This is a genomic window from Streptomyces sp. NPDC094147 (assembly GCF_044764265.1).
GTDB lineage: Bacteria > Actinomycetota > Actinomycetes > Streptomycetales > Streptomycetaceae > Streptomyces.
Genome location: NZ_JBIWHT010000035.1, coordinates 30,865 through 57,763, shown reverse-complemented (window position 1 = coordinate 57,763; position 26,899 = coordinate 30,865). Strand labels below are relative to the sequence as shown.

Genomic DNA, 26,899 nt, shown 5'->3' with positions numbered 1-26,899 from the left:
CGGAGTCCTGTGGGCACTTCTGCGCGACCACCGGGTCTTCACCCCCGCCCCACCGGTCACGCAGGCGGCTTGACATCGTCATTGAAACTCCTGGCGGACAGGGTGATCTTGGTCGAGAACCCGTCTACCAGGAGCTTCGTCGTTACGCAGGAGTGTCCAACTCGCGGTCGGCACCGCGAGGTTGGAAAGCGCTCAGTGATCCCTGAGAAAACCTCACTTCCGGAACTGTGGAATCCGGCACCCACCCGACGCGGCAGTCGGGCCGTCGACCTGGCCATCATCACCGGAACAAGCCGAAACGGCCCGCCGGATGAGCCGACGGGCCGTCACGAAAGATCGAGGCTAGTTTTTTCGCTTCATATATCTCCATGACGCGATGGCAAGCGGGAGGGAAACGATGCCGATTGCCAGGAGTGCCAGTCGTGTACCTATTCCGTTATTGGTGATCGCGCCGACGAAACCGAGGAGGGTTCCGCCACAGCCGAGCAGTAGCGATCGCCAGCCGAGGAACATTTCACTGAGTCCGGCAGCGGATCCTTTGATGAATCCGCCACCCTTCAGTGAATCGAGCCATTTGCTAACAGATTTCATGATGCACCGTCAGGATATGGGGGGCTTCGACTGAGGACGCCCAAGCGGACCAGGCTCTACGTATCGTACTGGACCTCCTTCTGGAAGCAGGTAGTCCACGATGGTGGCTCCGAAAGCAACAGGCCATCCGAAGACTCTGGCGCCGGCACGGCCGATGACGCCCGTCGCCGGGCCTATCTGGATACCATTGCTCACCCAGCCTCCGACCTGACCGGTGAAGAATGGCCCAACGAATCCCTTGAAGGCTTCCTTGGATTCATCGCCACGTCCCAGTACTCCGAGTGCGACGCCGTCGAAGAATCCGCGAAGGCTGAAGAAGCCGATGGTGTCGCGTACCCCGTCAGGAATGCCCGCATTGCTGTGCGAGGGGAACTGTGAAGCGTGATCGTTCTTGGGGTCATCTTGCGGGCGGTACTTGTTGGCGGCGTTCTCTTCCGTTTGTTTGCGGGCAGCTTCGGCTTCGGAGCGCTGCTCTTGGTGGCGTTTTTCGAGGGCGGTTGCTTGGGCTTCTTGGGCTGCTCGGTTTGCTTCGGTCGCGTCCTTGCCGGCGTCCAGGGCGGCCTGCCGGGCCTTGGCGGCGGCGGCAGACGCAGTGTCGGCATAGTTGCTGGCCTGGGCTGCCGAGTTGGTGGCCTGGGCTGCCGAGTAGTTGGCGGCCCTGCTGGCCTTGCGCGCGGTGGCGGCGGCGTCCTTCGCGAGCTTCGCTGAGGCGGCGGCTGCGGCCGCGGACTTGTCGGCGTCGGTAGCGCTCTGCTGTGCGCGGTCGGCGTGCCCTTGTGCTTCTTCGGCGGACTTCTGGGCAGCGGCAGCGTACTTGGCGGCGTCCTGGGCCCGGCCCCGAGCGTAGGAGGCCACTTCGGCAGCGGTGTTGGCGTTCTCAAACGCCTCGGCCGTAGCTCTGGCTGCGGCGCTGACCTGCGTGCGGACGGCCGCAACGTGGGTGTAGGTGTCCTGGTCGGCTTGCGCGGCCTTGTACTGGAGCCGTGTAACGAAGACGGTCGGCATCCAGGCGGGGCCTGCGAGGGCGATCCTGGCGGCGGCCTTGACCTGAGGGCCACCCTTTTCCATGATGCGCAGGGTCTCGACCTTGTCGTCGTCGGCCCGCTCCTTCGTGTACGTGACAGTGAGGAAGGTGTGCAGAGCCTTGGCTGAGCCGTCGTTGAGTGCTTCGGTGCCGGCGGCCTTCACCGCCTTGCCGGCCCCCTCCATGAGGCGCAGGGTCTGAACCCGGAATTCATCCAGCTGCCCTTCCAGGACGCCATCGGTCAGGAACGCCTCTACGGCTCGGGCGTCGCCTGCGAGGGCGGTCTGGGCGGCGGCAGCGGTCTTGGGTGTACCGACGGTGGCGATGTGGAGTGCCGTTTCCCGGTCGTCCTCCTGCTGTGCGGTGAGCCGGCCGGAGTTGAGCCAAGCGAGCATGTCCACGTCACTGCCGGACAGGGCGTTGCCGGCAGCCTTGCGTGTCCAGGACCCGTCGCTGCCCATCAGGTTGACGGCGGCCTTGCGTGCAAGAGTGAGGCCTGCGGCTTTGTCCGTTTTTACCTTCTCCTCCGCGTCGGCAAGGAACTTCTTGGTCTCGGCACTCATTCGGGCTGCCTGAGTCCGCAAAGAGTCCTTGGCCGCCTCGCCTTCCGCGTCAAGGGCCTTGAGCTGCTCGGCGTCCTCAGTGGCGGACGCTTCCTCCTGGTCCAGGCGGTACTGCTCGGCCTCCCGTGCGATCTTGTCTACGTCCTCCGCCTGCTTGGTCGCGTTGCCGGCCGTCTCGGCTGCCTTCAGGGCGGCCTCGGCGTATGCCGTGGACTTCTTCGCCTCGGCGTCCGCCTCACCCGCGTGCGCTGCCGCGTCCTCGGCCGCCTTGGCCGCAGCGGCTGCGTGGTCAGCTGAGGAGTTGGCGAAGGTGTGAGCCTCCCGCGCGGCGGTGGCAGCCTGGGCTGCGAGACGCTGGGCGCGCTGGGCAGCACTTGTTGCCCGGCTCGCCGCAGCCCGCGCCTGAGCAGCAGCCTCGCGGGCGCGCTTGGCCTCGCCGGCGGCAACCCCGGACTGTTGACCCGCCTGGGCGGCAGCCTCAGCTGCCGCGGCAGCGTTCTGCCCGGCCCGAGCGGCGGCCGCAGCCGAGTTTCCCGCCTCAGCGCTGGCATCAGCAGCGCGCAAGGCAGCCGCTGCCGCGTCCTTGGCCCCAGCCGCTGCATCGCGTGCTACCTCAGCGGCCCTGCGGGCATCGCCTGCCTTGTTCCGGTCCTGAATGGCAGCGTTGGCCGACTGGTATGCCTTGGTGGCAGCTTGACCCGCCGCGGAGGCCGCAGCCGCCGCGTTGGAGGCCGCCCGCGCAGCCGTACGGGCCGCGGATACCGCGATGTTGGACGCATCGACCGCAGTGCGAGCGGCTGCTGCGGCACCCTCGGCGGCGGCAGCAGCACGGCCGGCGGCCGCTCCCGCCTTGTCCGCGTCGCCGTTGGCGTCGGCAGTCTCCTTAGCGGCCTTCTCGGCTGATTCCTTCGCCAAAGAGGCCGCCTTGTCCGCCCTGGCCGCAGCATCCTTGGCCTGGTCCGTGGCGGACTTGGCTTCCTTGCCTGCTGCGGTGGCGACCTTCGCGAGCTGAGTGACGGTCATCAGTTCCTGGTCGCGTGCCTGCGCCAGGTACTGGCCCGTCTCCAAGAAGGCGACCAGATCCTGTGGGCTGCCGCTCATCGCGCGCTGGCCGGCCTCCTGGACCGCCGGACCACCGGAGTTCATCACAGCCAGGGCCGTGACCTGGTTGTCCTCGTGGGCCGCTTTGGGCCAGCCCTTCCCCAGGAACTCGTCCAGTGCCTTGGGACTGCCGTCATCCAGCGCCTTCTGGCCCGCTCGCTGGACGCCCCTGCCCCCTTCGTTCATCGCCTGCAGGACCGCGACACGCCGGTCGTCCTGCAGCGGCCTTTCAAAGCCGGACTTCACGAAGTCCAGGACGTCCTGGTCGCTGCCGGACAGAGCCTTCTGCCCGGCATCCACAACTCCCTTCCCCGAGGTGGGCAACATTTTGAGGATCGCGATCCGCGCGTCCTCGACGGTTGCCCGGTGCAGCCCCGTGGCCAGGAAGGCCCGCAGGTCCTCCTCGCTGCCGGTCAGAGCCTTCGCGGCGGCCCTCTTCACCCCCACGTCGCCGCCCATCCACGCCTCGACCGCCCGTGCCCGGCCGTCCGCGGAGGGCGGCTCAGCCGGAGCCGCCTGGGAGACCGTGGTGCCGAAGACGATCGCCGACATGGCCAGCGCCGTCATTGCAGCAAGTCGGCCTCTGCCGTGGAGTGTTGTACGTATGTGCTGTCGCGGCCATTTCACGACGAGGGGTCACCATCCTTGAACGCACCAGGAAACAGAGGGGATATGGGTGCCGACGCGAGCCGCACCACGGTTCAACGGGGTACACCCCACCACATGTAAAGCGACAGTAAAGCAAGGGCTTAAGTCCCTGACGGTCCGGCCGCGCGTAACCCGAGTCGTCAAATCTCTTGAATCCATGGCGAATTAGGGCGGGACTTTAGTCCCGTGCGCCAGGCGGTGGCACTCCCCAGATGCACCCGAAGGACATTGATCACAGCGTCAAAAGTTTGCTGCTCTGCCCTGCGCGGTGCTACCCATGAGAATCCGATGAGGATCTAGTAACGGTCCCCAAGTAGTGCCCTGATCAGGGCCGCTGACGCGGGCGGTTCCCTCATGCCCATGTTCTCCCTGGAAGAGAGACGCTCTGTGATGCGTATGCGATGGAAGCTTCTGGTTCCCGTGCTGGCAGGTTCCCCCCTGCTGGCGGCCGGGATAGCCGGCGCGGCCGATTCCTCCGACTCGCCCTCCGTGTCGGCACGGTCCGCGGCAGTCGAAATGCCTTCCGCGGTTGAGGACTTGTCCTATCCGGATTCGGCGAAGATCCTCGCGGAGAAGGGGCTGAAGCTGAAGCGAGGGGACGGGCACATCATGCTCGCCGAATGCGGCAGCGAACCGAATCTGATGCAGTTCATTGCCCGGGACCGGGACAATTTCTGTTTCCGCGTCACGGGCGGCAAGGGGTATCTCAGCCTCGAAGTCCCCGCAGTGACCGGGGTGCAGACCACGGACCACACCGCGCACGTCGAGATGACCGTTGACGACAAGACCAAGTCCTACGACATCCCCAAGAACAAGTGGCAGGGCATCGGCGAGACCACCGACCCGGCCGGGCGCGACCACGTCCTCGTAGAGATCGTCACCGGGAAGTAGAGCCTGCCTCACCAGCCGCCCAGCGCTCCAAGTTCGCCCGCGGCACACCCCGAGACCCATGAACATCGATCAAGGAATACACATGCCTGGAAGGCGTTCACCCGCCGCGTGGACCACAGGTCTGCTCGCCGCCACCACCCTGACGAGCGGTCTTGTCACCGCCGCCCCCGCGACCGCCTTGCAGGGCGCAGAGGCCGAGGACGGATACGCGTTCACCGCGAAGATCTCCGTCGCCGACCAGCAGGCCTGCTCGGGCGTGTTGGTGGACCCGCAGTGGGTGCTCACCGCCAAGGACTGCTTCGCCAAAGACGGCAAGCCCGTCCAGACAGGCAAGCCTGCCTCCAAGGCCACCGTCACCGTGGGACGGAGCGACCTGACTCAGACGGGCGGGGCGGAGCTGGCGGTGGTCGAGCTGGTGCCGCACGCGGACCGGAACGTGGTGATGGTCAAACTCGCCCGCCGCGCACTGGGCATCGCCCCGGTCAACCTCGCCACCACGGCCCCGGCCGCCGGTGATCAGCTGACGGTCACCGGCTTCGGCCGCACCAAGACCGATTGGGTCCCCAACAAGCTGCACTCCGCCCCCTTCACGGTCGCCTCCGTGACCGGCAGCACGGTCAACCTCAACGGTTCGGACACTGCCGTGATCTGCCAGGGGGATGCCGGCGGCCCCGCCCTGCGCGTCAAGAACGGCACCCCTGAACTCGTCGCCGTCAACAACCGCTCCTGGCAGGGCGGCTGCCTTGGCACCGACGAGAAGGAGACCCGCACCAACGCCGCAGACGTACGCGTGGACGACCTGAGCGCCTGGATCCGCAAGACCGCCTTCCGCGTCCAGGACGACTTCACCGGCGACGGCATCGCCGACCTCGCCGGGATCTGGAGTGACGGCACCCTGCACCTCTACCCCGGTGACAAGACCAATGGCCTGGCCGGCACGCACACCGCCCAGTTGGGCGGCACTTCGTGGAAGTCCATGAAGCACATAGCCAAGGGCGACTTCACCAACGACGGCATCGCCGACATCATGGCGATCTGGGGCGACGGCACCCTCCACCTGTACAAGGGGGACGGCAAGGGCAGGATCGCCGACGGTGTCACCGTCACTCAGGGTGGCAACACCTGGGGCACTGTCAAGCAGCTCACCGCCGGTGACTACGACGGTGACGGCATCGCCGACCTCATGGCCGTCTGGAACGACGGCACCCTCCACCTGTACAAGGGCAAGGGCGACGGTCAGCTTGAGCCCCAGGTCAAGGTGAACACCGGCGGCAACACCTGGGGCACCGTCAAGCTCCTGCCCGGCGGCGACTTCAACGGTGACGGCATCGCCGACCTCATGGCGGTCTGGTTCGACGGCACCCTGCACTATTACCCGGGCGACGGCACCGGCCAGATCGGCAACCAGGTCCCGGTCCCGGTCGGCGGCAACACCTGGGACACGGTCAGGCACCTGACAGCCGGCGACTTCAACGGTGACGGCATCGCCGACCTGATGGCGGTGTGGGCCGACGGCACCCTCCACCTCTACAAGGGCGACGGCCAGGGCGGCATCACCAACGGCACCGCCATGTGGGGCGGCACCAGCTGGAAGACCATGCTCCAGCTCGCCTGACCCACACACCTCGGTAGATGGGCAACCCGTTGCCGGGCCCGGAGAGTTCCCCGGACCCGGCAAGGGCGAGCTGCGCGATCTCGTGCTCGGTAGAACCCTGGGGTGGCTGCTCGGGATTCTCTGATCCGGTGGCAGGCCGTGCGCCGTCGGAGCGGAGCCCGGGGGCGGCCGAGGGGCCGGGGCACGCAAACCACTGCCCGCACCTACGGGTTTGTTTCGGTCCGTGCACGGTCGTCCGGCGACTTCATTGCGGGGCTTGAAGCCTTGGCCAACGTCTCTACGCTCCGACCATGGACGTTTCACTCATCGACGGTTGGTTCCCCTGGACCGTCGAAGCCGCCACCTCGGCGGCGTGCCTCGTCGCCATCGGCTGGCGCGACCGAATATGGCGCTCCCGCCGGGCGCCGCTGGTCATCGTGGCATCCTGCGCGCTGACCGCACTCCTGGCGCTGGCAGTGGTCGAACTGGCCGGGATCACCGACCCGTTGCCGTTGATGCTGTGGATCTGGACCGGCGTCGCGGTGACCGCGGTGGCCGCTCTGTTCATGGGCTGGCGCACCGCCCGCTGGTGGCGTCGGCTCGCGGCGCCGGTCGCGATGCTGCTCGCCCTGTTCTCGGCGGCCGACGCGCTGAACCAGTCGACAGGCTACTACCCGACGCTGGACGACGCGATCGGTGAACTCGCCGACTCCGCCCTGCCCAACCAGATCACCCTGGCCCAGCTCTGCATGGTGACGGGAAAGACCAGGACGGGCCGGATCGTCGAGGTGAGCATCCCTTCGCCGAGCGGGTTCCGACCGCGCCAGGAACTGGTGTACCTGCCGCCCGCGTGGTTCCGCAGCAAGACCCGGCCCAAGCTTCCGGTCCTGGAGATGATCGGCGGCGAGTTCTCTTCGCCGGACAACTGGCCCCGGGCCGGAAACGCTGTCGCTACCGCCGACGCGTACGCGCAGAAGCACCACGGCTTCGCCCCGGTCCTGGTCTTCGCCGATGCCGCCGGCGGGTTCAAGGTGGACACCGAGTGCGTCAACGGCCCGCACGGCAGGTCCGAGGACCATCTGGTCAAGGACATTCCGTCGTACGTCGAGAAGACCTTCCACACCGCCGCCAGCCCCCGCATGTGGGGTGTGGTCGGCTGGTCGATGGGCGGCACGTGCGGGGTGGACCTGACGCTCGAACACCCCGATGTCTTCGCGCACTTCGAGGACATCTCCGGTGACATGGGGCCGAACATCGGCGACAAGCAGCGGACCATCAGCGAGCTGTACGGCGGCGACGCGACGGCCTGGTCCGCCCACGACCCGATGACCGTGCTGGCCCACCACGCCAAGTACCGGCACGTCTCGGGCTGGTTCGAGAGCGGCGACCAGGAGAGCCGGCACATCGAGCAGGCCCGGCTGCTGAGCGGGGCGGCCCTCAAGGACGGCGCCGTCACCCAGGTCGTCGTGGAGCCGGGCCAGCACACCTGGCAGTTCGGCGCGGCGGCCTTCACCCAGGCCCTGCCCTGGCTGTCCCAACAGTTCGGCCTGCCCGGCGCGAAGTGAACCGGGCGGGACGTCGAGCCCGCCGACGATTCGGACGGCAGTGAGGCGGCGGCCCGCGTGATGACGGCCGGTGTCCGGGAGGCGATCGGTGATGTCCGGCGTTCGGTGGCGGTGCTTGCCGAGCGGGTGGGGGCCGCGCATGGGGCCCGTGTCCGGGTTGTTCTGGCGCAGCCGTCGTGGGCGGCGTACTGCGAGGCGGAGTTCGGGATCAGCCGAGCGCAGGCGTACCGGCTGCTTGGCATCGCCCGTGCGGCTGGCGTGATCCGCGCGGCCGTCACCGGCGCGGCCCCGGAGAGCCTGTCTCGCATGCGGGACACCCACGACGAGGGCGCGGCCGAGGACGACGACGCGGTGGTGGTCGACTTCGGGCTGTCCTAGGAGTTGTCGTCAAACGTCAGGCCCGCATCAGCGGCGATTCGAGGGTGGCGGCTGCTTGGGCGGACACCCGGTCTCAGGGTCAGGGAACCGGCATCACGTCGATGACGACGGCCCCGTTTCCGCCGACGTTTCCGGCCACGCCGTTGTCCCCGGCACTACCGGCAGACCCGTTGGCGGCGGAAGCACCGCCGCTGGTGGCGCCGGCGCCACCAGCCCCACCGGCGCCACCCTTGCCACCACCGCCACCGCTGCCGCCGGCCCCGAAGGTGAACCCGTCGGCGGTAATGCCGGCGCCACCGGTCCCCCCGCTGCCGCCGTTGCCGCCGGCACCACCACTGCCACCGGCCCCGCCCGTGCCGCTCGATTGGCTCGCGCCACTGCCGCCGGACGTACCGGAGTTGCCTACGGCGCCGGCACTACCGTCATTGCCGTCCGCTCTGTCATTGGGAATCACCACACAGCGTGCTACTCGGCCGCCGGTACCGCCGGAACCGGTGATGGTTCCGCCGCCCCCACCGCCGCCGCCGAGCCCGCCGGCCCCGCCGAGCCCGCCGGGAGCGCCGCCGAAACCGCTCCTGCCGCCGGTCGCGGCCCTGGTGCCGGCGGTGCCGCCGGGGGCGAAGGCCAGGTCCACCCCCGTGACGAGGGTCACCCTGCTGTCCTGGCCGGCTCCACCGAGGACGCTGGAGCTGCCTGCACTGCCGGAAGCGCCGCCGAAGGGACCGCCACCGCTGCCGCCGCTGCCGCCATTGCCACCGGTCCCCGCGCCGCCGGCACTTCCCCCCGCTCCCACCACAACGGTCAAGGTCACACCACCGACAGCTACGTCGGTGCACTTCACATAGCTGCCGGAGCCTCCACCCCCGCCGCTGGCAGCTCCTCCGCCGCCACCGCCCCCGCCACCACCGCCGCCGCCCAGCGCAAGAAGGGCGTTGCCGCCGCCTCCCCCGCCGCCACCGCCGCCACCACCTGCTCCGCCGCTCCCGCCGGCCCCGGCGCCCCAGACTCTGATGGTCAGGGTTTTCACGTCAGTGGGGCTGCCGGGAACCGTGAAGGTGTAGCTGCCGGGATTCGTGAAGCTCGTCTGCTGGTTCGGCTGCGCAGCCGCGCTGTCAGCGCCCACCATCGGTGGGAGGAGTCCGCCCACCAGCACTGCCACGCCTACGCCGACTCGCATTCCCCGACCCGTATGCCTCTGCCGGTTCATCAAATCCCGCACCATGATGTGCCTCCCCTGACTCCTACGCGTTGTGGACGAGAGCGAACGTGACGGGCATCGCCGGCCAATCCGAAGAACACCCCACTGGGAATGTTCGCCTGGCCGAAACCTGCCGCCAATGCCACGAGAGGGGGGCGGGAAGGCCACCAGAGGGGCAGGAAGGGGCAGAGGAGGGACTGCAATTCGGCCACCGCCGCACGGACGGTGCCCCTGAGGGTCGCGAGGCAGGCAGGAGTTCGACGACAGGGCCTGGGGGTGCACCTGGGCCTGTGGCCCCGGGACGCAGCGTTCCGTCACGCCGGCATAGGGCCGGTCGCCTGCCCCGGGGCGAGCGCAGCATGTCACGGTCGGGTGGAGCCGGGCAGAGCGTTGCTGCGGGTTGGCTGGCAACCGTCGTGTGTGCAGGGCCCGTTGGGCTGGCGAAGAAACCCAAGGACGGCCCACCGTAGCAGCCACCATCCCGGGCCAGGGGGCGATCACTCATACTGACAGCGCCCGGCGGGTGGCCCGAGTGTCCGGCTGATGCTGCCACCGCCGGGCACCGGACCCCGTGCAGAACCGTTCCGCGGCGCTCTCGTCGGACAGCCCGTTCCGACGCCCCAGCGGACACGAGCAGGGCCCCTGCCGGACATCCGCCGGCCGGGGCCCTGACCCATCTGCAATCCTTGCCCGCACAGGTTGTGAACGACGGCGGTATCCTCAGCCACCTGACCTGCGTCGAATACGACTGGTTCGCCAACCGGCTCGATGGCGGCACCGTTCCGATGCCGTTCGGCCCTCAAGACCCCGACGGCGACTGGCGCACCGGCGATGCTGAAGTGACAGACCTGGTGAGCCGCTACCGCGAGGCATGCGCCACCAGCGACCAGGTCATCGTCGCCCTGGACCTGGACTCCATTGGCACCCAGGCCGACAGCGACTGCACACTGCGCTGGGCCATCACCCACCTGGTGACTGAGACGCACCGGCACGCCGGACACGCCGACCTGCTACGCGAGTTGACCGACGGTACCCACGGCTGGTGAGTGCCGCCCGGCCAAGACCTGCTTGATCACCGCACCGCCCCAACCGCCGACATCGCGGGTTCGACCTGAGTAACTGGGCGGCGCAGTAAGGGATTTGCCAAGCCGATGTCAGAGCCTGGGCATGGTTACGCATTGGTCATGAGGAGTTCACCGCCGAGGTCTACCCGCATAGACCGTTGAATGTTGTCATGTTAATGTCACCCCGGTAGTTGCCGGGGAAGCCTCGACCAACGGAGCCCCCCCCATGCCTCGTCTGCGCCAACTAGCCGTCGCCGCCTCCTCCTTGATCCTCGTCGCCGGAGTCGCGATTGCCGGTACCGGTACCGCGCACGCCGCCACTTCCTGCTCGCAGGGCTACCTGCCGTTGCAGGACTCCTCCTGCCAGCCCGGCGCGCTCAACCCGGATGTCACGCAGGACACCATCAACGACACGATCTGCGTCTCCGGCTACAGCTCTTCCATTCGTCCGCCCGTCAGCTACACCAACGCACTGAAGGTGCAGCAGATCGGCGAGTACGGCTACAGCGACACGAACACCGCCGACTACGAGGAAGACCACCTGATCCCGCTCTCCCTCGGCGGTAACCCGCGCAGCCCACAAAACCTGTGGCCGCAGCCGCGCTACGCGGTCGGTGGCTACACAGCGAGCGACAAGGACACCGTGGAATACAAGCTGTATCAAGCGGTCTGCGCGGGGACGGTTCAGCTCGCTCCGGCACAGCAGGCCATCGCCACCGACTGGACCACCGCGCTGTCCGCCGTCGGTCTGAGCTGACCTCCGGCCGCTGGGCCTTTGCGGGCCCTGGGCGCACCCGGCCGTCGAGTTGGGTTCGGTACGCGACTGAGGTGATCCCCGTGGTACTGGATGGCAACGTGAGCTTCGCCGTCGCTCCAAGTGGTGTGCACGGCGAGTTCGCCTGTGATCACGCCGGCTTCCACCGTGCACGCCCCGTCCCCGTCCGGCAACAACGTTGACCGTCGTCCACGAAGCCCACCCCATGCTTCCAGGCTCACACCGCACTCGCGTACCCGCGAACTGAGCAGCGACGGGCTGCTGCCGACTCTGCTCACCGATGCCAGCGAATCTCAGACTGCACCGCCCGGCTGACCGAGGTCATCGCGCGCAGGCGGAGGCCTCGGCACCGGTGGTCGGCGGCCTGATACTCGACGGGTGCGGCTCTTGCCGCACCCATCGCCAACTGCCTGACCACCCTCGTCAAGCAGCAGATCGCCGAGCAGGCGAGCGACACACCACGCACCTACCGGCTGACCACCCCGGCGGCAGACTCCAAGTAGCAACCACCACGCAGTCGGTCATGCAACACGATCACCGGCCGGTCGCGGTCAAATCCTCTTTGCCCCAGGCCACCAGCGACGAGAGCACATAGCCCGTGACACCAGTGCGGTCCAACGTGACCTTCACCCACACACCGTCGCCATGCACCCAGCCATAGGCAACACACGCCTCCCCCATGGACGCAGTGCCCAGAGCCGTCGCATTCGTGCGGGGCTCGGCACGGACGGTCGCCGAAGAACCGGCAATCCGGCAGAAGCCCGCACCGGCCGTACGCCCGGGAGCCGCATACTGCGGCACGGCAGCGACCGCAGGAACGGACAACGCCACCAGCGGGGCAGCAAGCAAGCCCATCACGGGCAGTGAGACGTGGCAACGGGACAACGGACACTCCTTCCAAAGCATCTCAGCCAACTCAGGCCGAGGACGCCGCCAGTCTTTCCCTTGCAGCCCATCCATGATCTTCATTCGGCAGCGCTCCACCGCTTCGGCTGACCGTGCCCGGCGAGACCGTTCTTCCGTGCCGGACTCCGGACTCCGGACACCAGACACCAGACACCAGACACCAGACACGTCAACGTGACAACTGCGACCGCAGCACCGGGGGTGTGAGAGTTGTGTCCCAGGGCCCCTGCGGAACGCGATCTGCAACTCCTCGCCGACACCCGGCCTTTCGCTGAAGCGCACGAGGACGGTCCGTGCTCGAATTTCGCGGTTGTGGCGGCCCTGATGTGATCACGCTGCGTGAGTGAGTCCTACCCGGGCCCAGGCTTGCTGGACGGCTCGGATTTCTGCGTACCTGCCGACTGGAGATGACCGACCGCTTCACCGCCTGGAGGCAGGCCACCAACTGCCCCGCGACCGCCTACACCGGCCGACGAACCGGCGAAGACACGCCCTACCCCCCTCACAACACCAGCCACCACCAACAACGTGACAACGCTCTGCAGAGGATTTCGCTGTCAGGCTGCTGGCCCGGCGGTCTCGGTGACCGCCAGCGCGAAGGCCTCCGTCTGCGTGGAGGGCCGCAGGCGATGGCGGATGAGGCCCAGTTCGGAGTCGGGCAGGCCCTGCACCGGGACGAAGGTGAGGGAGTCGCGGCGCCCGTGGTAGTCAGCCGTGGAACGGCACAGCAGCATGGCGCCGCGGTTGGCCGCCGTCAGACTCAGCCCTTCCTGGAGGGTGTTGACGGTGGGCCCGGCCGGCACGGGGAGGCCGCCCGGGGTCACGCCGGGGGCTTGGGCCCGCCGCCAGTACTCGGGGGCGCCGCCGTCGATGCCGATGAGTCGGCAGTCGGCGAGTTCCTCGGCGGAGAGCGATTCCCGGGCGGCGAAGGGGTGCCGGACGGACACGGCGAGGGTCTGCGGCTGCTGGGAGAAGACCGGGCCGAGGACGAGGTCGTCCTCGGCCACCGGCAGCAGGACCACCGCGCAGTCCACCTCTTGGCGGCGCAGCGGTCCGAAGGGGTCGGAGAGCGGGATCTCGACGATGTTGATCGCGCAGTCGGGATGCCGGTCCCCGAAACGTGCGATCGCCCGGCTGAGGTAGTCGTCGACGGTGCCCTGGAAGCCGATGCGCAGCTCCCCGCCCATGCCCCGGGCGGCGGCCCGCGCCTCGTCGACCGTGGCGCGCAGGGCGTCGTACGCGGGGCGCAGGCTCGCGAGGAAGCTCTCGCCGAGCGGGGTCAGGCGCACCCGGCGGCTGGTGCGTTCGACGAGCGGGGCGCCAATGCGGGTCTCCAGGGATTGCAGCAGCTGGCTGACCCGGCTCTGGGAGACGTACAGCCGCTCACCCGTCCGTCCGAAGTGCAACTCCTGGGCGAGTACGAGGAATGTCTCCAGCTCGCGTATCTCGACACTCCTCATGGTTCCCCTTCTACACCGCCGCTCCGTGCGGCCGATCGAGTAGTCCTGCTTATCGAAGGATGAGGGATCGGCTGTTGTTCCCGCAGGTCGGGACAGGTTGGCTGGTCGCATGGCACAGACTGAGGAACTTGCAGGCACCACTGGGGTGCCGGAGCGCTCGGCGACCCGCGGCTGGCTGGGCGTCGCGGCCGTCGCGAGCGCGACGTTCACGGTGGTGACGTCCGAGATGCTGCCCGTGGGCCTGCTGACGCCCGTCGGGGACGCGCTGAAGGTGACCGAGGGCACCGCCGGCCTGACCTTGACCGTCACCGGCCTGGTCGGTGCGGTGTCGGCGCCGCTGCTGACACCGCTGTTGGGGCGGTTCGACCGGCGGACGGTGCTGTGTGCGCTGATGGCGGTCCTGACGGTGGGCAACCTGCTCGCCGCGTGGTCGCCGCACTTCGCTGTGATGGTGGCCGCCCGCGTCCTGGTCGGCATAGGTATGGGTGGCGTCTGGGCGATCGCTGCGGGTCTGGCGGTACGTCTGGTGCCGCCGAAGTCGATCGGCTCCGCGATCTCGTTGATCTTCAGCGGTATCGCGGTGGCGTCGGTGCTCGGCGTCCCGGCGGGTGCGTACATCGGCGAACTGGCCGACTGGCGGACGGCGTTCGTGACGGTGGGCGCGCTGGCGCTGGTGGTACTGGTCGCCTTGGCGGTCCTGCTGCCGCGGCTGCCGGCCGAGCAGGACGTGCGGCTCAGCGGTGTGATGCGACTGTTCGGCGAGGCGCGGGTGCGGACCGGACTGGCCGTGGTGGCGCTGCTGGTCACCGGTCACTTCGCCGCCTACACCTACGTGCGCCCCGTGCTGGAGGAGGTCTCGGGGGCGAGCGCCGGGATGATCGGCACTCTGCTGCTGGTGTACGGAGTCGCAGGCGTGGCGGGCAACTTCGCGGCTGGCGCGGGCGCCGGGCGGTCGCCGCGTTCCACCCTGCTGGTGATCAGCGCGGTGCTGGCGGCCACGGTCGCGCTGGTACCGGTGCTCGGCGGCTCTGTCCTGACCGCCGGTGTGCTGCTCGCCGTCTGGGGCCTGTCCTATGGCGGCGTGTCGGTCAGCACCCAGACCTGGCTGCTGGCTTCGGCTCCCGAGACTCGGGAGGCCGTCTCCTCACTGTTCGTCGGCGTCTTCAACGGGGCGATCGCCCTGGGCGCGCTGGCCGGGGGGCTGGCCGCGGACGGCGCCGGGGTCACTGCGGTGATGTGGCTGGGCGGCGGGCTCGCCGTCGCGGCCCTCGCGGTGACGGCGCTGGGCAAGGCCCCCTCGTCCGGGCGCTTCTGAGACCGGGCCCGGCGCCCACCCCCGGGCCGTGCCACCCCGATCCCGGGGTCGGCGGGCCGGGCGCCGTGCCCACGACCGGCCCGACGCCTCGGGACGGTCCGGACGGCTCGGGCGGGCCTGCTGCCCGTACCGCCCGCGGTGGTCAACCGCAGTCCAGCGTCGCCAGCCGGGCTCCCGGAATACCTTCCGCAAGTTCGCGGGAGTGAACAATCGGCACGTCCCTCGACGTCATGGGCATCGGCGTCAGCGCTCAGCTCGACGCGTCCATCGGCGGCGGCATGTCCGCCACCCGGGCGCGGGGCAAGGAAGCGACCCGCTCCTTCGGGCTGAACGTCGCCTACTCACCGTCTGGCAACCTCCAGCAGTACGACGCGGGCCGCAAGCCCGTCTACGACGCGGACGGCCGACCGGTCAACGCACCGGGCAAGGCGGACGCGTACCGGTTCCTCAGCTTCTACCTCGGCGAGGACACCGAGCACTTCGACACCTTCTTCCACAAGGTCGTCGACCCGGCCTGGCTGGACGGCGCCCACGACCCGAACGCGGCCGCACTGCGCCAGGCCCGTCAGTCGGACCGCAAGCCGCCGTGCTGGCGCGTGATGCACCGCGTCACCTTCGTCAGCCGGCTCCTGCCGCCGGTGGCGGCGCCGGACGCCGCGCCGCTGGAGCAGACCATGCGGCAGCTGGACGTGGAGAGCAACTACGAGCTCGTCCGGCGCCGGCGCCTCGATCCGTACGTCAAGGGCGCGGCCACCGGCCTGCCCGCGCTCTCGGCGGCGGTACGCGACGCACTGGCCGCCCACCTGCCGGAACTGCTCCCGCACGCGGACGAAGTGATCGGATTCCTCGCGCAGTACTACGGCGTGGAGGGCTGACCCGAGCGAGAAGGGGGGCACGCCCGGCACGGGCGTGCCCCCACCCTTCCAGCCGTGGGGCCTTGAAGATCACCTCTTGAGCATGCGAGGCACCTTCAGGGGGCGGCCGACTGGAACGGGTTGAGGAAGAAGCGCCGGGCGGCGGGTGAGGCGCCGTACGAGGCCGTCGGCCCCGTACGGCTCCCTTGAGCTCGCGAACCTACGGCTGGCGGACTTCCACGCGGGTGTACCTGGCGTTCCACCAGAAGCTGCAGTCACTTGTCTGCAGGTCCATCTCGTCGCCGCTCTTCCACTCGCTGTACTGCTCCCCGGACGCGCCGTTGCAGTCGGTGGCGAGCCGGACCTGCGCTCCGCCGTTGGCCCAGCAGCCCTTGCCCCAGCCGTGCTGGCCCGAGACCCCGGTTTCGCGGCATCCGCCGGCGGCAAGGCTCCGCGCCGTCTGGCCGGAGGCCATGGGAGCGGTCATGGCTCCCAACAGCGCCACCGCGGCGAGCGTGGTCGAGATTTTCGCGCTCTTCTTGAATGACAAGAAGCTCTCCCCTGATGGTGTTCGGTGATGGGAACTGCCGTTGTTAGCAAGCGAGTTGTCGCTGGCCGTGACCAGTCGGCGCTGACCGGCCGCCGACGAAAGGAACACCACGGATGCTGCACGGCGCAGGCCGCCGGGCTGAAGGGTTTCCCCGTTTCCTCCGCGATGGGCAAACCGGGAAACCCTTGGTGGCCTGCATGGCTCGGATGCGGTCCCGGGGCGATTGAGATTGCGTGTGTGCTGTGGAACAGTCCCTGTCGGGGGTGACATCGAACTGCCCGATGTGTTGGCCAGGCCCAGATGCTCCGCGTCAGCTTCGAGAATCGACAGGAACGGCGCCCACCCGCGTCTCGGGATCAAAGCGCGCTCGGTGGATAAGCGCGGACACCTGACGGTTCCCCGACAACGCAAGCAGCGTGGGCGCCACCAGACGGCGGGCTGCGCGGGACAGGGCGACGACGACGGCGGTTGCCAGGGCGAGGTCGGAGCCGGCGCGTCCCATGGCGAGGCCGGTGTGGGCGGCGGCCAGCGCGGGGGCGTCGTTCACACCGTCGCCGATGACCAGCACCCTGCGGCCACAACGGGCCTCCAGGCGGCGTACCGCCTCGACCTTGCCCTGCGGCAGGATCCCGGCGGGCACCGGAGTTGAACCCCGTGGACGGCATCTGGTCCACGATCCGTCGCGGCGCGCCAGCCAACCTGGCCGCTACGGGACTCGACCACCTGATCCAGGTGATCCGATGCGGCCTGAACGGGTCGCGTACCGGCCCGACCTCATCGACGACTGCCTCGCCCAGACCGGCCTCACCCTCAACGCGAACCAATCGACCCACCCGCGCCTACGAATTCAACCTCAGCACTCACGGCGCGGGTTATGTCCCGCAATCGACCAAGGTAGTGAGGGTTCCCCGAATTCGGCGCGCCGCGGGGCGTTTCAAAGATACGTCGCATTACCTCTGTAACTACACGAAGTCGAGCTGTCGCAGATCGTGACCACTTCACTCTAACGGAGATGACATGCACAAGCTTCGCAAGGCCGCCGTCCTGGTCGCTGCCCTCGGCAGCCTCGGAATGCTGGCCACCGGCACAGCCCAGGCACACGACGGAGGCCACGGGAAGGGCGGCGACCGCTTCAACATCGGGCAGAGCACCACCTGCAGGTCGCACGACCTGAACCTCAACGTCCTCGGCCAGGTCGGCATCCTCAACGGCCTGCTGGGCAACGGACTCAACGGCGAGGGCAACCCGAGCTCGCAGCAGACCTCCATGGGCTCCAACATGGGCTGCAACAACACCGCCTTCAGCAAGTAACAGTCACCACCTGCCTCGGTGGCCCGGCCACAGGCCGGGGCACCGAGGCATTTATGTCGCCGGAAAGCCCCCTCTCGAATTTCGCGGGTTTCGTAGGTGATTCGACGGCATCGCTGCTGGCTATGGCGCAGGCGTGCTGGACGGGGGCGTGCCCTGAACCGGCAGCCAGAACGCGCCCGGTTCCTGCCTGTTCACGGTCGCCGTCGACTTCTGCCCCTCCGGCGAGCACCGCGTCCTGGTGCAAGTCCCGTACCGCGAAGAGACGGCCTCGACCGCCTGGACGGCCTCCCCGACCGGCCCCGGCCCGTCATCGCGGACGCCAACGGCGAGGGCCTGGCACTGTTCTGAGCCAGCACCGGCACCTGCCACCCCGGCGCCACCTCGCAGCTGCTGGACCCGACAAGGTCACCCCGCGCACCCGCACGATGGGGGCTGGCAGTGGCGACCGGCGCCGATTCTCCGACGGACTACAGCGCCAGCGTTGAGCCACAGCCACGCCCAAGGCACAGTCGACAGGAGCCCGTTCCTGGGTACCCCTCGCATCAACGCCTGCCACCGAGATCGGAAGACCTGACGTCAAGCGGCGGGCGCACACGCTGCTCGGGCGATTCAACCTCTCCGGCGGGCCGTCTGCATCTCCCTGCCCGTGGAGCGGGCATTCGGCAGGGAGCCTGATCCGGAATGAACTGGTGTGTATTGGCAGTGAATTGACCTTCCCCCTCTTCCCCATTCTGTCGCGGCCACGCCAAGATCTCCCCAGCGTCGGGCTACATCCAGATGCCCGGCCTGAGGGAGGAGAGCGCATGATGCCTCAACGGCATCGGCGGCGGTTCATAACCTGCACCGTCGTGGGCGCCGCGTTCGGACTGGTGAGCAGCCAGTCGTTCGCGGCTTCCGGTGACACCAGACCCCGGCCCTGGAACGCACGCCACCAGGCCGACATCGGCCGCCAGCACACCAAGGCGGTCAACGCCAAACACGGCAAGTCGGCCTTCGCCGCGTCGGGGAACGGCGACGGCGGCTCCGACGAAGCCGAGAACTCCGCCGAGGGCACCGCCCAGTACACCGAGGCCCGCACCGCACCCGGCGTGGTCGCGCCCGGCGCGTACGGGGCGGCCTGGGCCCAGTTGCAGTCGATGCAGCACACGAACGGCGGCTGGGACCACGTCACGCGGAAGGCGTACAACTCCGACGACCCGCGCTACCGCGACATCAACTCCAACTCCAGCGGCGGCTCCGGCAACGTGACCGGCCGCATCACCGGCATCGCCGCCGACGACCAGGGCTACGTCTACGCGGGCGGCGCCAACGGCGGGGTCTTCCGCTCCAAGACCGGCGGCGGCCACTGGCAGCCCATCGCCGACAAGCTACCCTCACTGTCCACGGGCACCCTCGCACTGGATGGCACCAAGCGCCTCTGGTACGCCACCGGCGAGTCCAACACCGGAGCAACCTCCTACGTCGGCACGGGAGTTTACGTCCTGGCTGACCCGCAGCACGGGCAGTTCCAGCCCGGTGGCCGGGTCGGCGGCGCGGAGTTGGAAAGCACCACGATCCACGCCCTGCGCTTCGCCGGGACCACGGTGTGGGCGGCCACCAGCCGGGGTGTGTGGTCGCACTCCACCACCGCCCTCTCGGGTCCGTGGAAGCTGGAGTTCGCCCCGAACCCCGACTACCTGCCGGGCGGTTCGAAGGCATCCGATCCCAGCGCGCCGTACAAGAACATCGCCAACGACATAGCCGTCGACCCGAAGGACCCGTCCAAGGTCCTGCTCGCGGTGGGCTGGCGCGGCGGCGACACGTACAACGGCCTTTACTCCAAGCAGAGCGACGGCAGTTGGAAGCCCGCGACGGGACTCGGCGACCTGCCGACCAGCAGCGCCGACGTGGGCAATGTGACGTTCGGCGCGGCTGCCGATGGTTCGCGTCTGTACGCCGTCGACCAGTCGCCGGCGCAGATGGCGTCCAACCCGGACAGCGGGCTGAAGGGTGTGTACGTGTCCAAGTCCGGTTCCCCGTTCGGGCCGTGGACGCTGATCGCCGACTACACCAAGCTGAAGGCATCCGGCTCGGCGCTCCAGGGCGCGGGCTACATGCCCGGCATCCAGTCCTGGTACAACCAGTTCCTCCAGGTCGACCCGCACAACGCCGACCACGTCTACCTGGGCCTGGAAGAGGTCTTCGAGACCAAGAACGGCGGCACGAGCTGGATCACCCCCGGCCCGTACTGGAACTTCCCGTTCCCCTGCTGGAGCATCGACCCCGCCAAGCAGACCGGCGACTGCTCCCCGACCACCCACTCCGACCAGCACGCGGTCGCGATCGGCAGTTACCAGGGCAAGAGCTATGCCTATGTGGGCAATGACGGCGGGCTCTACCGCCGCCCGCTGAACGGCGCGGTCGACTCCGGCGGCCATGCCAAGGACTGGCAGTCGCTGAACGACGGCACCATCGACACGCTCCAGTACTACTCGGTGGGTGTCGGCAAGGACCTGGCCTTCGGCGGCGTCTCGGTCACCGGTGGCCTGCAGGACAACGGCCAGTCGATCCTGCGCGGCCGTGACAAGGTCATGGGCTCCAACTTCGGCGGCGACGGCGGCGACACCATCACCGACCCGGCGAACGGCTGCAACATCGCCCAGGAGTACGTCTACCTCGACATGTGGGTCACCCAGAACTGCGGCGTGAACAACGGCGCCTGGGCCACTGACCCGACCAAGGCGACCGAGTACGAGGTCGCCCCTCCGGACAAGGACCTCGGCGGCGCGGGCGCCCGCTTCATCGCGCCCATCACCTCGGACGCCAAGGACACCAACACCTGGGTCGCGGGCGGCCGGCACGTGTGGGTGCAGAACAAGGGCTTCGCGATCCGCTCCGGATCGGAGTGGAAGAGCGCCTACGACCTCGGCGACGGGCATGTGGCCACCGCTGTGGCGTCGTCGGGCGGCACGGTCTACGTCGGCTGGTGCGGGCCCTGCAACAACCAGGGCTTCAGCCGGGGCATCGCGGTCGGCAACACCGACGGCACCGGCTGGCACCAGCTCAACCTCCCCGCCGACGGGACCATCCCCAACCGCTACATCTCCGGCTTCGACATCGACCCGGCCAACGCCCAGCACGTCTACGTCGCCGTGAACGGCTTCTCGCGGAAGTGGACCGAGGGCCCCGGCGCAGGTGTCGGCCACATCTTCGAGTCGAAGAACGGCGGAGCCGACTGGACGGACATCTCGGCGAACCTGCCCGACGTCCCCGCCAACACGGTGAAACTGCTGCCCAATGGCGGACTCGCCCTCGGCACCGACCTGGCCACGTTCTACCGGCCCGCCGTCGGCGGCGACTGGCAGGTGCTCGGCAAGGGCCTGCCCACCACTGCCGTCATGCAGCTGAAGCTCGGCCCTGACGGCAACCTGTACGCCGCCACCCACGGGCGCGGCATCTGGTCCTTCGACGTACGGCGCCTCAAGGGCCGTAACGGCTGATCGGCCTCTGATCTGACGGCCGGTGTGCGCCCCGATCTGCGACGGGGCGCACACCGGCCGTCGCGTATGCTGAGGCGGCCCGGCGGCCTCACTGGACTGGGTAGGCCGCCACATCCAGTCGCAGGGTGATTACGTTCGCCCCCTGTGTCCCCCAGGTCACCGTGGCCTCTCCCGGCCGGGCGGCCCGGATCGTGACGTGGGCGGTACCGTCCACCTCGGTCGTCGACGAGGTGATCGTCGCCAGCATCGGGCTGCTGGAACGGGGGCCCGGCCAGGGGCCGGGCGGGACGACGGCCGTGACAGTGGTGCCGACCCGCACGCACAGCCGCTGCGCGGCGAATTCCCCGGGCCGCAGGGTAACCGTGACCGGACCCATGGCGCAGTCGAAACGCGTCGGCGAAGTGGTGGGTGCCGGCGCTGTCGTGTGGTGGGCGGGTGACGAGGGTGTCGGCGGCGGCGAGATGGCGGGTGAGGGCGATCCTGTGGCAGTGGGCAGTTCGGTGCCGGTGGGGTGTGCGACGGAGGCTGGTGCCGACGCATCCTGGGGCGGGGTGCCCGGGTGCGAGCCGCCACTGGTGGAGCAGGCCGTCACGGTGCAGGCCAGAACGGCAAGGACGGGAAGCATCCATGGCAGGGGGAGTCGGTGTCTCTGTCGCGTCATACCGGCCACGGCAGCCTCCCCTTTCAGTGGATTCGGAGCTCCGACGCCCCACATCCGCGATCGGTTCCGAACTCCGGATCCGCGTTCTCGGACGCATGGCCAACAGCGGGGAAGAGACCGTACACGTCGATATCCCCCACCCTGGCGATCCACGCAGTTCGGAGGTGAGCGTCGTCGTGGGGACGCAATCCGCATCGTCCTGCACGAGACGGAGGGTTACGAGACCCTGCTGTGGCGCGTGCGGGTCGGGTCCTGACCTCACGGGCCGACCCGGACGATCAGCTTCCAGCCGTGCGGGGGCGGCCCGTGCGGGTCGAGGGTGAAGGAGTCCGCAGACGTGAGGGTGGCTGTCCCAGCACGCAGTGCGCTCAGGGTGGTCATGGTGACGCCGCCCGGCTCGGTATCGCTGCCGGTGACGGCGACCACGGCCGGCGTCGAGCTGGTGACGGGCGCCCAGCGGTAGGAGCCCCGGCCGGTAAGGGAGACCACAATGTCCCCGTTGGACGCCAAGCCGCGGGCGTCGGTTCCAGGACACCTCCCGACCGTGTGCAAGGCAAACCTTGACCGTGCATCACCAACCGTTTACGCGCCTGGTCTATGCGCGTCAACCGGAACGGCATCACACTGCTCGCCAAGTCCCCACCGCACAGCACGCATCAGACCCTCACCGGCGGCCGCCATCACACGCGGTCCCTGGGTCGCCGGACTGTCCCCGCCCCACCGGGAGGCGCTCGTGCACAAGAAATGGTGGAAGTACCTGGCCGCGCTCGCCGTTGGCGTGCTCGCCGTTGCCCTGGCCGTGACCGTCACCAACGCCGGCGCCCGCTACCACTCCACACCCGATGCCGAGGAGCACGAGGAGGTAGTCGCGAACCGCCAGGCCGTCACGGGCAGTTGTGGTGTGGAGCGGTGGTCGGTGAAAACCGGAACCGACACGGACGCCGGGTTGATCAACCTCCAGGCCACGACCGCGACGTCGATCAGCTCACTCGGCGCGATCACCGCTCCGGGCACACTGCCGGCCAACAACCGCGTACAGCCCACCGAGACCACCGTGTTCCGGCTCCGGACGACACTGACCGAGTACAAACTGGAAGCCGACTCGGACTACCACCTCGTCCTGGACGACCAGGCCGGACACACGATGATCGCGGAGATACCCGACCCGGCCTGCGTCGGCTCCACCAGCCCGCTGCTGGCCAGTGTGCAGAAGGCGCGCGGCGAGTTCAACGCCAAGTACACGCCCACCGGCAGCTTCCAGACCGCGAACGCGCCGGTGACGGTCACCGGAGTCGGGTTCTTCGACTTCAAGCATGGCCAGACCGGCGTCGCACCCAACGGAATCGAGCTGCACTCCGTACTCGACGTCCAGTTCGGTGCCGCCAGTGGCGGCAGCGTCACCGTGGCCGCGCCCGGCAACCAGACCGGCACGGTCGGCGCCGCCGCCACGCTGCAGATGTCCAGCACGGACACCGCGGGCGGCACGCTGCGCTACTCCGCGACCGGCCTCCCGGCCGGGCTGGCGATCAATTCCTCCACCGGGCTGATCTCCGGTACACCGACCACCGCCGGAACCAGCAGCGTCACCGTCACCGCGACCGACTCGACCGGCCCCTCCGGCAGTGCCTCATTCACCTGGACGGTCAGCCCGTCCGGCACCTGCGCACCGGGCCAGGTCCTGGGCAACCCCGGCTTCGAGACCGGAACCGCTGCGCCGTGGACGGCGACCTCCGGTGTCATCAGCAACAGCGCGAACGAACCTCCGCACACGGGAAGCTGGTATGCCCGACTCGACGGACGCGGCACGGCCCACACCGACACCCTCGCCCAGCAGGTCGCCCTGCCACCAGCGTGCGGCAGCGCCCAGCTGAGCTTCTGGCTGCACATCGACACCGCCGAGACCGGCGCCAAGGCGTACGACACCCTCAAGGTCCAGATCCTGAACGCCTCGGGCACGGTCCTCGCCGCCCTGGCCACCTACTCCAACCTGAACGCGGCCGGCGGTTACACCCAGCACGCCTTCGACCTGTCGGCCTACAAGGGGCAGACGGTCACCGTGCAGTTCATCGGCGCCGAGGACTACACGAAGCAGACCTCGTTCGTCGTGGACGACACCGCACTGAACGTCTCCTGAACCCCCGGTGCCTGCCCGCGCCCCAAGGTGCGGGCAGGCACCGGCGTCCCGCCGGTCTCCGTAAATTCTCGGTTTCCCGCCAGCGTCCTGTTGCCACCACTCTTGCGTGGTGTCATGCACAGGACGACACTCCCGGATTGCGAACACGCCTGCACCTTCTGCGTGAACGTCCTTAACCCCCTGATCCCGGAACCAACTCCGGGTGCCAGAAAGGATGTTCAGTGACACGCTCCAGATCCGGCAGACGAAGAAACGCCGTCGCCCTCGCCGCCACGTCGGCCCTGCTCCCGGCCGCCTGGCCCGCCGCCCACGCAGCCCCCGCTCCCGTGGCCCAGCAAAATCGGCCGACTCCGGCCCGGCCGTCCACCACGACAACGGCGCGGGCTGGCAGCAGGTGCCCTCGGCGATCACGGCCGGGCACTCGTCCACGCTGACGCTGATCAGCAAGGACGACGCCTACACGGGCGACCTCACCTGCACCCGCTACGACGACGCCACCGCTGCCTGACCTTCCGGGCCCTTCAGCGGGCGGGCCGTTGCCGGGAGGGCTGACGGCCCGCTCCACCCTTCCCGTTTCCACCCCACACAAGGGACACGTCCATGCCACGTCCACGCTCATCGTTACGCCGCGGCCTGATAGCCGCGACGAGCGTCACCGCCCTCGCTTTCGTCAGCGTCCTGTTCGCCCAGCCCGCCCTGGCCGACGTCACCAACGGCGGCTTCGAGACCGGAACCCTGTCCGGCTGGACCACCGCCGGAACCACAGCAGTCGTCAACTCCGGTGCCCACAGCGGAACGTACGCGGCGAGAGTCGGCGGCACCTCACCGACCAATGGCAACTCCTCGGTCGCCCAGACCTTCACCGCTCCGGGCGGCTCCCCCACGCTCAGCTTCTGGTACGACGTGTTCTGCCCGGACACCGTGACGTACGACTGGGCGACCGCGACGCTCACCGACAACACTGCGGGCACGACGACCACGCCGCTGGCCAAGACCTGCACGAACAACCAGGGCTGGAAGCAGCAGACCGCCGCGCTCACCGCCGGGCACTCCTACACGCTGACCCTGATCAGCAAGGACGACAACTACCCGGGCGACCCCACCTACACGCTCTACGACGACGTGGCGGTGTCGGGCACGACGGCCAATGACTTCTCGATCACCGACAGCCCCGCGTCAGCCACGGTGAACGCGGGGAGCAGTACCACCTCCACCATCTCCACGGCGGTCGTCTCCGGCACCGCCGAGACCGTGACCTTCTCCGCGAGCGGTCTGCCGTCCGGGGCAAGCCCCGCGTTCAACCCGGCCTCGACCACCGCCGGCGGCTCCGCCACCCTGACCGTCAGCACCGCCACCAGCACCCCGTCCGGCACTTACCCGATCACCGTCACCGGTACAAGCCCCTCGGCCACGCACTCCACCACCTTCACTCTGACGGTCAACGGCACAGGCCCCAGCCTCACCCGGGTCAGCACCGACCCGTTCACCAACACCACCAGCCAGCACGCCACCGAGCTGGAGCCGGACACCTTCGCCTACGGCAACACGATCGTCGCCTCCTCCCAGGTCGGCCGGTTCAACGACGGCGGCGCCTCCGACATCGGCTGGAACACCTCCACCGACGGCGGCACCACCTGGCAGCACGGCATGCTGCCCGGCATCACCACCTACCAGGGCGGCGGCAGTTGGGCCCGCGTCTCCGACCCCGCCGTCGCCTACGACGCCAAGCACGGCACCTGGATGGTCTCCGCCCTGGTCATCGACGCCAACGTCAACGGCGCCGGCGTCACCGTCAGCCGCTCCGCCGACGGCCTCACCTGGCAGAACCCGGTCCTCGCGGTCGGAGGCGACGGCCAGGGCTACGACAAGGAATGGATCGTCTGCGACAACACGTCCGCCAGCGCCTTCTACGGCAACTGCTACATCGAGGTCGACCTCACCTCCTCCGGCAACACCATCATCATGAGCACCTCCACCGACGGCGGCTCCACCTGGTCCGCGCCGGTGTCCCCCTCCGGCAGCCCGAACGGCCTGGGCGGCCAGCCCCTCGTCCAGCCCAACGGCACCGTCGTGGTCCCGTACTCCACCAACGGAACATCGGTCCGCGCCTTCAACTCCACCAATGGCGGCTCCAGTTGGAGTGCGACGTCGCTCGTCGCCAACGTCTCCTCCGCCACCGTCTCGGGCGGGCTGCGCAGCGGTGACGGCCTGCCGTCCGCCGAGATCGACGCCTCCGGCAAGATCTACGTCGCCTGGCAGGACTGCCGCTTCCGCTCCGGCTGCCCCTCCAACGACATCGTCTACTCCACCTCGACCAACGGCACGACCTGGTCGGCCGTGACCCGGGTGCCGATCGACCCGGTCACCTCCGGTGCCGACCACTTCATCCCCGGCATCGGCGTGGACAAGGCCACGTCGGGCGCAACCGCCAAGATCGGCGTCTACTACTACTTCTATCCGAGCGCCAACTGCACGGCATCCACTTGCCAGTTGGAGGTCGGCTTCATCTCCTCCGCCAACGGCGGCTCCACCTGGAGCGCCCCGCAGACCGTCGCCGGGCCCATGTCCCTGTCCCAGATCGCGGGCACGACCCAGGGCAGCATGGTCGGCGACTACATCTCCACGTCCGTCGTGAACGGCAAGTCCGTCTCCGTCTTCGCCGTCGGCAAGGCCCCCACCAACGGCCAAGCCTTCGACGAGGGCCTCTACACGGTGGGCGGACTCGCCCTCAGGGGCGGCACCGTAAGGGCCGAGCAGAGCCCGGTCCATCCGGCGCACACTCCGGCCACCAACCCGGCTGGCGCCCCCTCGCTCACTGCACGCTGAACACCGCACTG

General features: G+C 68.9%; 20 protein-coding genes and 1 pseudogene. 13 read left to right on the top strand and 8 right to left on the bottom strand.

The window, feature by feature from the left end:
• Positions 1 to 342 precede the first annotated feature (342 nt).
• Both ACIQ8J_RS31525 and ACIQ8J_RS31520 read right to left on the bottom strand, forming a co-directional pair.
• Positions 343 to 591, bottom strand: a complete 249-nt coding sequence (locus ACIQ8J_RS31525) for a hypothetical protein (RefSeq protein WP_403277914.1) — start codon at positions 589 to 591, stop codon at positions 343 to 345.
• Positions 592 to 600: 9 nt separating this feature from the next.
• Positions 601 to 3,846 carry an ALF repeat-containing protein gene (locus tag ACIQ8J_RS31520; protein WP_403277913.1) on the bottom strand — a complete coding sequence of 1,082 codons (3,246 nt, stop codon included), beginning with the start codon at positions 3,844 to 3,846 and terminating at the stop codon, positions 601 to 603.
• 618 nt (positions 3,847 to 4,464) lie between these two features.
• Between ACIQ8J_RS31520 and ACIQ8J_RS31515 the strand changes: the two genes are divergently transcribed.
• The 4 genes from ACIQ8J_RS31515 to ACIQ8J_RS31500 all read left to right on the top strand — a co-directional run bounded on the left by ACIQ8J_RS31515 (position 4,465) and on the right by ACIQ8J_RS31500 (position 8,355).
• Entirely contained in the window at positions 4,465 to 4,818 is a 354-nt protein-coding gene (locus tag ACIQ8J_RS31515; RefSeq protein ID WP_403277912.1) for a hypothetical protein, read from the top strand.
• An 82-nt stretch (positions 4,819 to 4,900) separates the two neighbouring features.
• The gene (locus ACIQ8J_RS31510) at positions 4,901 to 6,433 is read left to right on the top strand and encodes an FG-GAP-like repeat-containing protein (protein WP_403277910.1); all 1,533 of its coding nucleotides are present in this window, start codon (positions 4,901 to 4,903) and stop codon (positions 6,431 to 6,433) included.
• 290 nt (positions 6,434 to 6,723) lie between these two features.
• Positions 6,724 to 7,977 (top strand): alpha/beta hydrolase, encoded by a 1,254-nt coding sequence (locus ACIQ8J_RS31505; protein ID WP_403277909.1) that lies wholly within the window; start codon positions 6,724 to 6,726, stop codon positions 7,975 to 7,977.
• A 60-nt stretch (positions 7,978 to 8,037) separates the two neighbouring features.
• On the top strand, positions 8,038 to 8,355 hold the full coding sequence (locus tag ACIQ8J_RS31500) for a hypothetical protein (protein WP_403277908.1): 318 nt from the start codon (positions 8,038 to 8,040) through the stop codon (positions 8,353 to 8,355).
• Between the two features lie 79 nt (positions 8,356 to 8,434).
• On the opposite strand, the gene ACIQ8J_RS31495 is transcribed toward ACIQ8J_RS31500, so the two are convergent.
• A complete protein-coding gene (locus ACIQ8J_RS31495; RefSeq protein WP_403277907.1) occupies positions 8,435 to 9,007 on the bottom strand; it encodes a hypothetical protein in 573 nt (190 codons plus the stop codon).
• A 1,232-nt stretch (positions 9,008 to 10,239) separates the two neighbouring features.
• Between ACIQ8J_RS31495 and ACIQ8J_RS31490 the strand changes: the two genes are divergently transcribed.
• Together ACIQ8J_RS31490 and ACIQ8J_RS31485 are read left to right on the top strand one after the other, a co-directional pair.
• Positions 10,240 to 10,599: a DUF664 domain-containing protein gene (locus tag ACIQ8J_RS31490; protein ID WP_403277906.1), complete on the top strand. Its 360-nt coding sequence runs from the start codon at positions 10,240 to 10,242 to the stop codon at positions 10,597 to 10,599.
• A 244-nt stretch (positions 10,600 to 10,843) separates the two neighbouring features.
• On the top strand, positions 10,844 to 11,374 hold the full coding sequence (locus tag ACIQ8J_RS31485; protein ID WP_403277905.1) for a hypothetical protein: 531 nt from the start codon (positions 10,844 to 10,846) through the stop codon (positions 11,372 to 11,374).
• A gap of 552 nt (positions 11,375 to 11,926) precedes the next feature.
• On the opposite strand, the gene ACIQ8J_RS31480 is transcribed toward ACIQ8J_RS31485, so the two are convergent.
• Together ACIQ8J_RS31480 and ACIQ8J_RS31475 are read right to left on the bottom strand one after the other, a co-directional pair.
• Positions 11,927 to 12,361 carry an SH3 domain-containing protein gene (locus tag ACIQ8J_RS31480; RefSeq protein ID WP_403277904.1) on the bottom strand — a complete coding sequence of 145 codons (435 nt, stop codon included), beginning with the start codon at positions 12,359 to 12,361 and terminating at the stop codon, positions 11,927 to 11,929.
• Between the two features lie 494 nt (positions 12,362 to 12,855).
• Complete coding sequence (locus tag ACIQ8J_RS31475; RefSeq protein ID WP_403277903.1) at positions 12,856 to 13,758, bottom strand: LysR family transcriptional regulator; 903 nt, start codon at positions 13,756 to 13,758, stop codon at positions 12,856 to 12,858.
• Positions 13,759 to 13,867: 109 nt separating this feature from the next.
• Between ACIQ8J_RS31475 and ACIQ8J_RS31470 the strand changes: the two genes are divergently transcribed.
• Positions 13,868 to 15,073, top strand: a complete 1,206-nt coding sequence (locus ACIQ8J_RS31470; protein WP_403277902.1) for an MFS transporter — start codon at positions 13,868 to 13,870, stop codon at positions 15,071 to 15,073.
• 230 nt (positions 15,074 to 15,303) lie between these two features.
• Positions 15,304 to 15,948 carry a hypothetical protein gene (locus ACIQ8J_RS31465; protein WP_403277901.1) on the top strand — a complete coding sequence of 215 codons (645 nt, stop codon included), beginning with the start codon at positions 15,304 to 15,306 and terminating at the stop codon, positions 15,946 to 15,948.
• 199 nt (positions 15,949 to 16,147) lie between these two features.
• Here ACIQ8J_RS31465 and ACIQ8J_RS31460 read toward each other — a convergent pair whose 3' ends face one another.
• Together ACIQ8J_RS31460 and ACIQ8J_RS31455 are read right to left on the bottom strand one after the other, a co-directional pair.
• Positions 16,148 to 16,477, bottom strand: a complete 330-nt coding sequence (locus ACIQ8J_RS31460) for a hypothetical protein (RefSeq protein ID WP_403277900.1) — start codon at positions 16,475 to 16,477, stop codon at positions 16,148 to 16,150.
• 409 nt (positions 16,478 to 16,886) lie between these two features.
• A pseudogene (locus ACIQ8J_RS31455) lies at positions 16,887 to 17,129 on the bottom strand (HAD family hydrolase); the annotation flags it as partial.
• A gap of 365 nt (positions 17,130 to 17,494) precedes the next feature.
• On the opposite strand from ACIQ8J_RS31455, the gene ACIQ8J_RS31450 reads away from it, so the two are divergent.
• Positions 17,495 to 17,788 (top strand): hypothetical protein, encoded by a 294-nt coding sequence (locus ACIQ8J_RS31450; protein ID WP_403277899.1) that lies wholly within the window; start codon positions 17,495 to 17,497, stop codon positions 17,786 to 17,788.
• Between the two features lie 803 nt (positions 17,789 to 18,591).
• Entirely contained in the window at positions 18,592 to 21,267 is a 2,676-nt protein-coding gene (locus ACIQ8J_RS31445; RefSeq protein WP_403608023.1) for a glycosyl hydrolase, read from the top strand.
• Between the two features lie 919 nt (positions 21,268 to 22,186).
• On the opposite strand, the gene ACIQ8J_RS31440 is transcribed toward ACIQ8J_RS31445, so the two are convergent.
• A complete protein-coding gene (locus ACIQ8J_RS31440; protein WP_403277404.1) occupies positions 22,187 to 22,438 on the bottom strand; it encodes a hypothetical protein in 252 nt (83 codons plus the stop codon).
• Between the two features lie 223 nt (positions 22,439 to 22,661).
• Between ACIQ8J_RS31440 and ACIQ8J_RS31435 the strand changes: the two genes are divergently transcribed.
• The 3 genes from ACIQ8J_RS31435 (at position 22,662) to ACIQ8J_RS31425 (ending at position 26,888) form a co-directional block, all read left to right on the top strand.
• Positions 22,662 to 24,062, top strand: a complete 1,401-nt coding sequence (locus ACIQ8J_RS31435) for a putative Ig domain-containing protein (RefSeq protein WP_403277402.1) — start codon at positions 22,662 to 22,664, stop codon at positions 24,060 to 24,062.
• Positions 24,063 to 24,276: 214 nt separating this feature from the next.
• On the top strand, positions 24,277 to 24,570 hold the full coding sequence (locus tag ACIQ8J_RS31430) for a hypothetical protein (protein ID WP_403277400.1): 294 nt from the start codon (positions 24,277 to 24,279) through the stop codon (positions 24,568 to 24,570).
• Positions 24,571 to 24,662: 92 nt separating this feature from the next.
• Positions 24,663 to 26,888, top strand: coding sequence for a hypothetical protein (locus ACIQ8J_RS31425; protein WP_403277398.1), 2,226 nt, complete (start codon positions 24,663 to 24,665; stop codon positions 26,886 to 26,888).
• The last annotated feature ends 11 nt before the right edge of the window (positions 26,889 to 26,899 follow it).

Coding starts and splice junctions, on each gene's coding strand:
- ACIQ8J_RS31525 (WP_403277914.1), bottom strand. CDS start 591: ATGAAATCTGTTAGCAAATGGCTCGATTCACTGAAGGGTGGCGGATTC.
- ACIQ8J_RS31520 (WP_403277913.1), bottom strand. CDS start 3,846: ATGACGGCGCTGGCCATGTCGGCGATCGTCTTCGGCACCACGGTCTCC.
- ACIQ8J_RS31510 (WP_403277910.1), top strand. CDS start 4,901: ATGCCTGGAAGGCGTTCACCCGCCGCGTGGACCACAGGTCTGCTCGCC.
- ACIQ8J_RS31505 (WP_403277909.1), top strand. CDS start 6,724: ATGGACGTTTCACTCATCGACGGTTGGTTCCCCTGGACCGTCGAAGCC.
- ACIQ8J_RS31500 (WP_403277908.1), top strand. CDS start 8,038: ATGACGGCCGGTGTCCGGGAGGCGATCGGTGATGTCCGGCGTTCGGTG.
- ACIQ8J_RS31485 (WP_403277905.1), top strand. CDS start 10,844: ATGCCTCGTCTGCGCCAACTAGCCGTCGCCGCCTCCTCCTTGATCCTC.
- ACIQ8J_RS31480 (WP_403277904.1), bottom strand. CDS start 12,361: ATGAAGATCATGGATGGGCTGCAAGGGAAAGACTGGCGGCGTCCTCGG.
- ACIQ8J_RS31475 (WP_403277903.1), bottom strand. CDS start 13,758: ATGAGGAGTGTCGAGATACGCGAGCTGGAGACATTCCTCGTACTCGCC.
- ACIQ8J_RS31470 (WP_403277902.1), top strand. CDS start 13,868: ATGGCACAGACTGAGGAACTTGCAGGCACCACTGGGGTGCCGGAGCGC.
- ACIQ8J_RS31465 (WP_403277901.1), top strand. CDS start 15,304: ATGGGCATCGGCGTCAGCGCTCAGCTCGACGCGTCCATCGGCGGCGGC.
- ACIQ8J_RS31450 (WP_403277899.1), top strand. CDS start 17,495: ATGCACAAGCTTCGCAAGGCCGCCGTCCTGGTCGCTGCCCTCGGCAGC.
- ACIQ8J_RS31445 (WP_403608023.1), top strand. CDS start 18,592: ATGATGCCTCAACGGCATCGGCGGCGGTTCATAACCTGCACCGTCGTG.
- ACIQ8J_RS31430 (WP_403277400.1), top strand. CDS start 24,277: ATGTTCAGTGACACGCTCCAGATCCGGCAGACGAAGAAACGCCGTCGC.
- ACIQ8J_RS31425 (WP_403277398.1), top strand. CDS start 24,663: ATGCCACGTCCACGCTCATCGTTACGCCGCGGCCTGATAGCCGCGACG.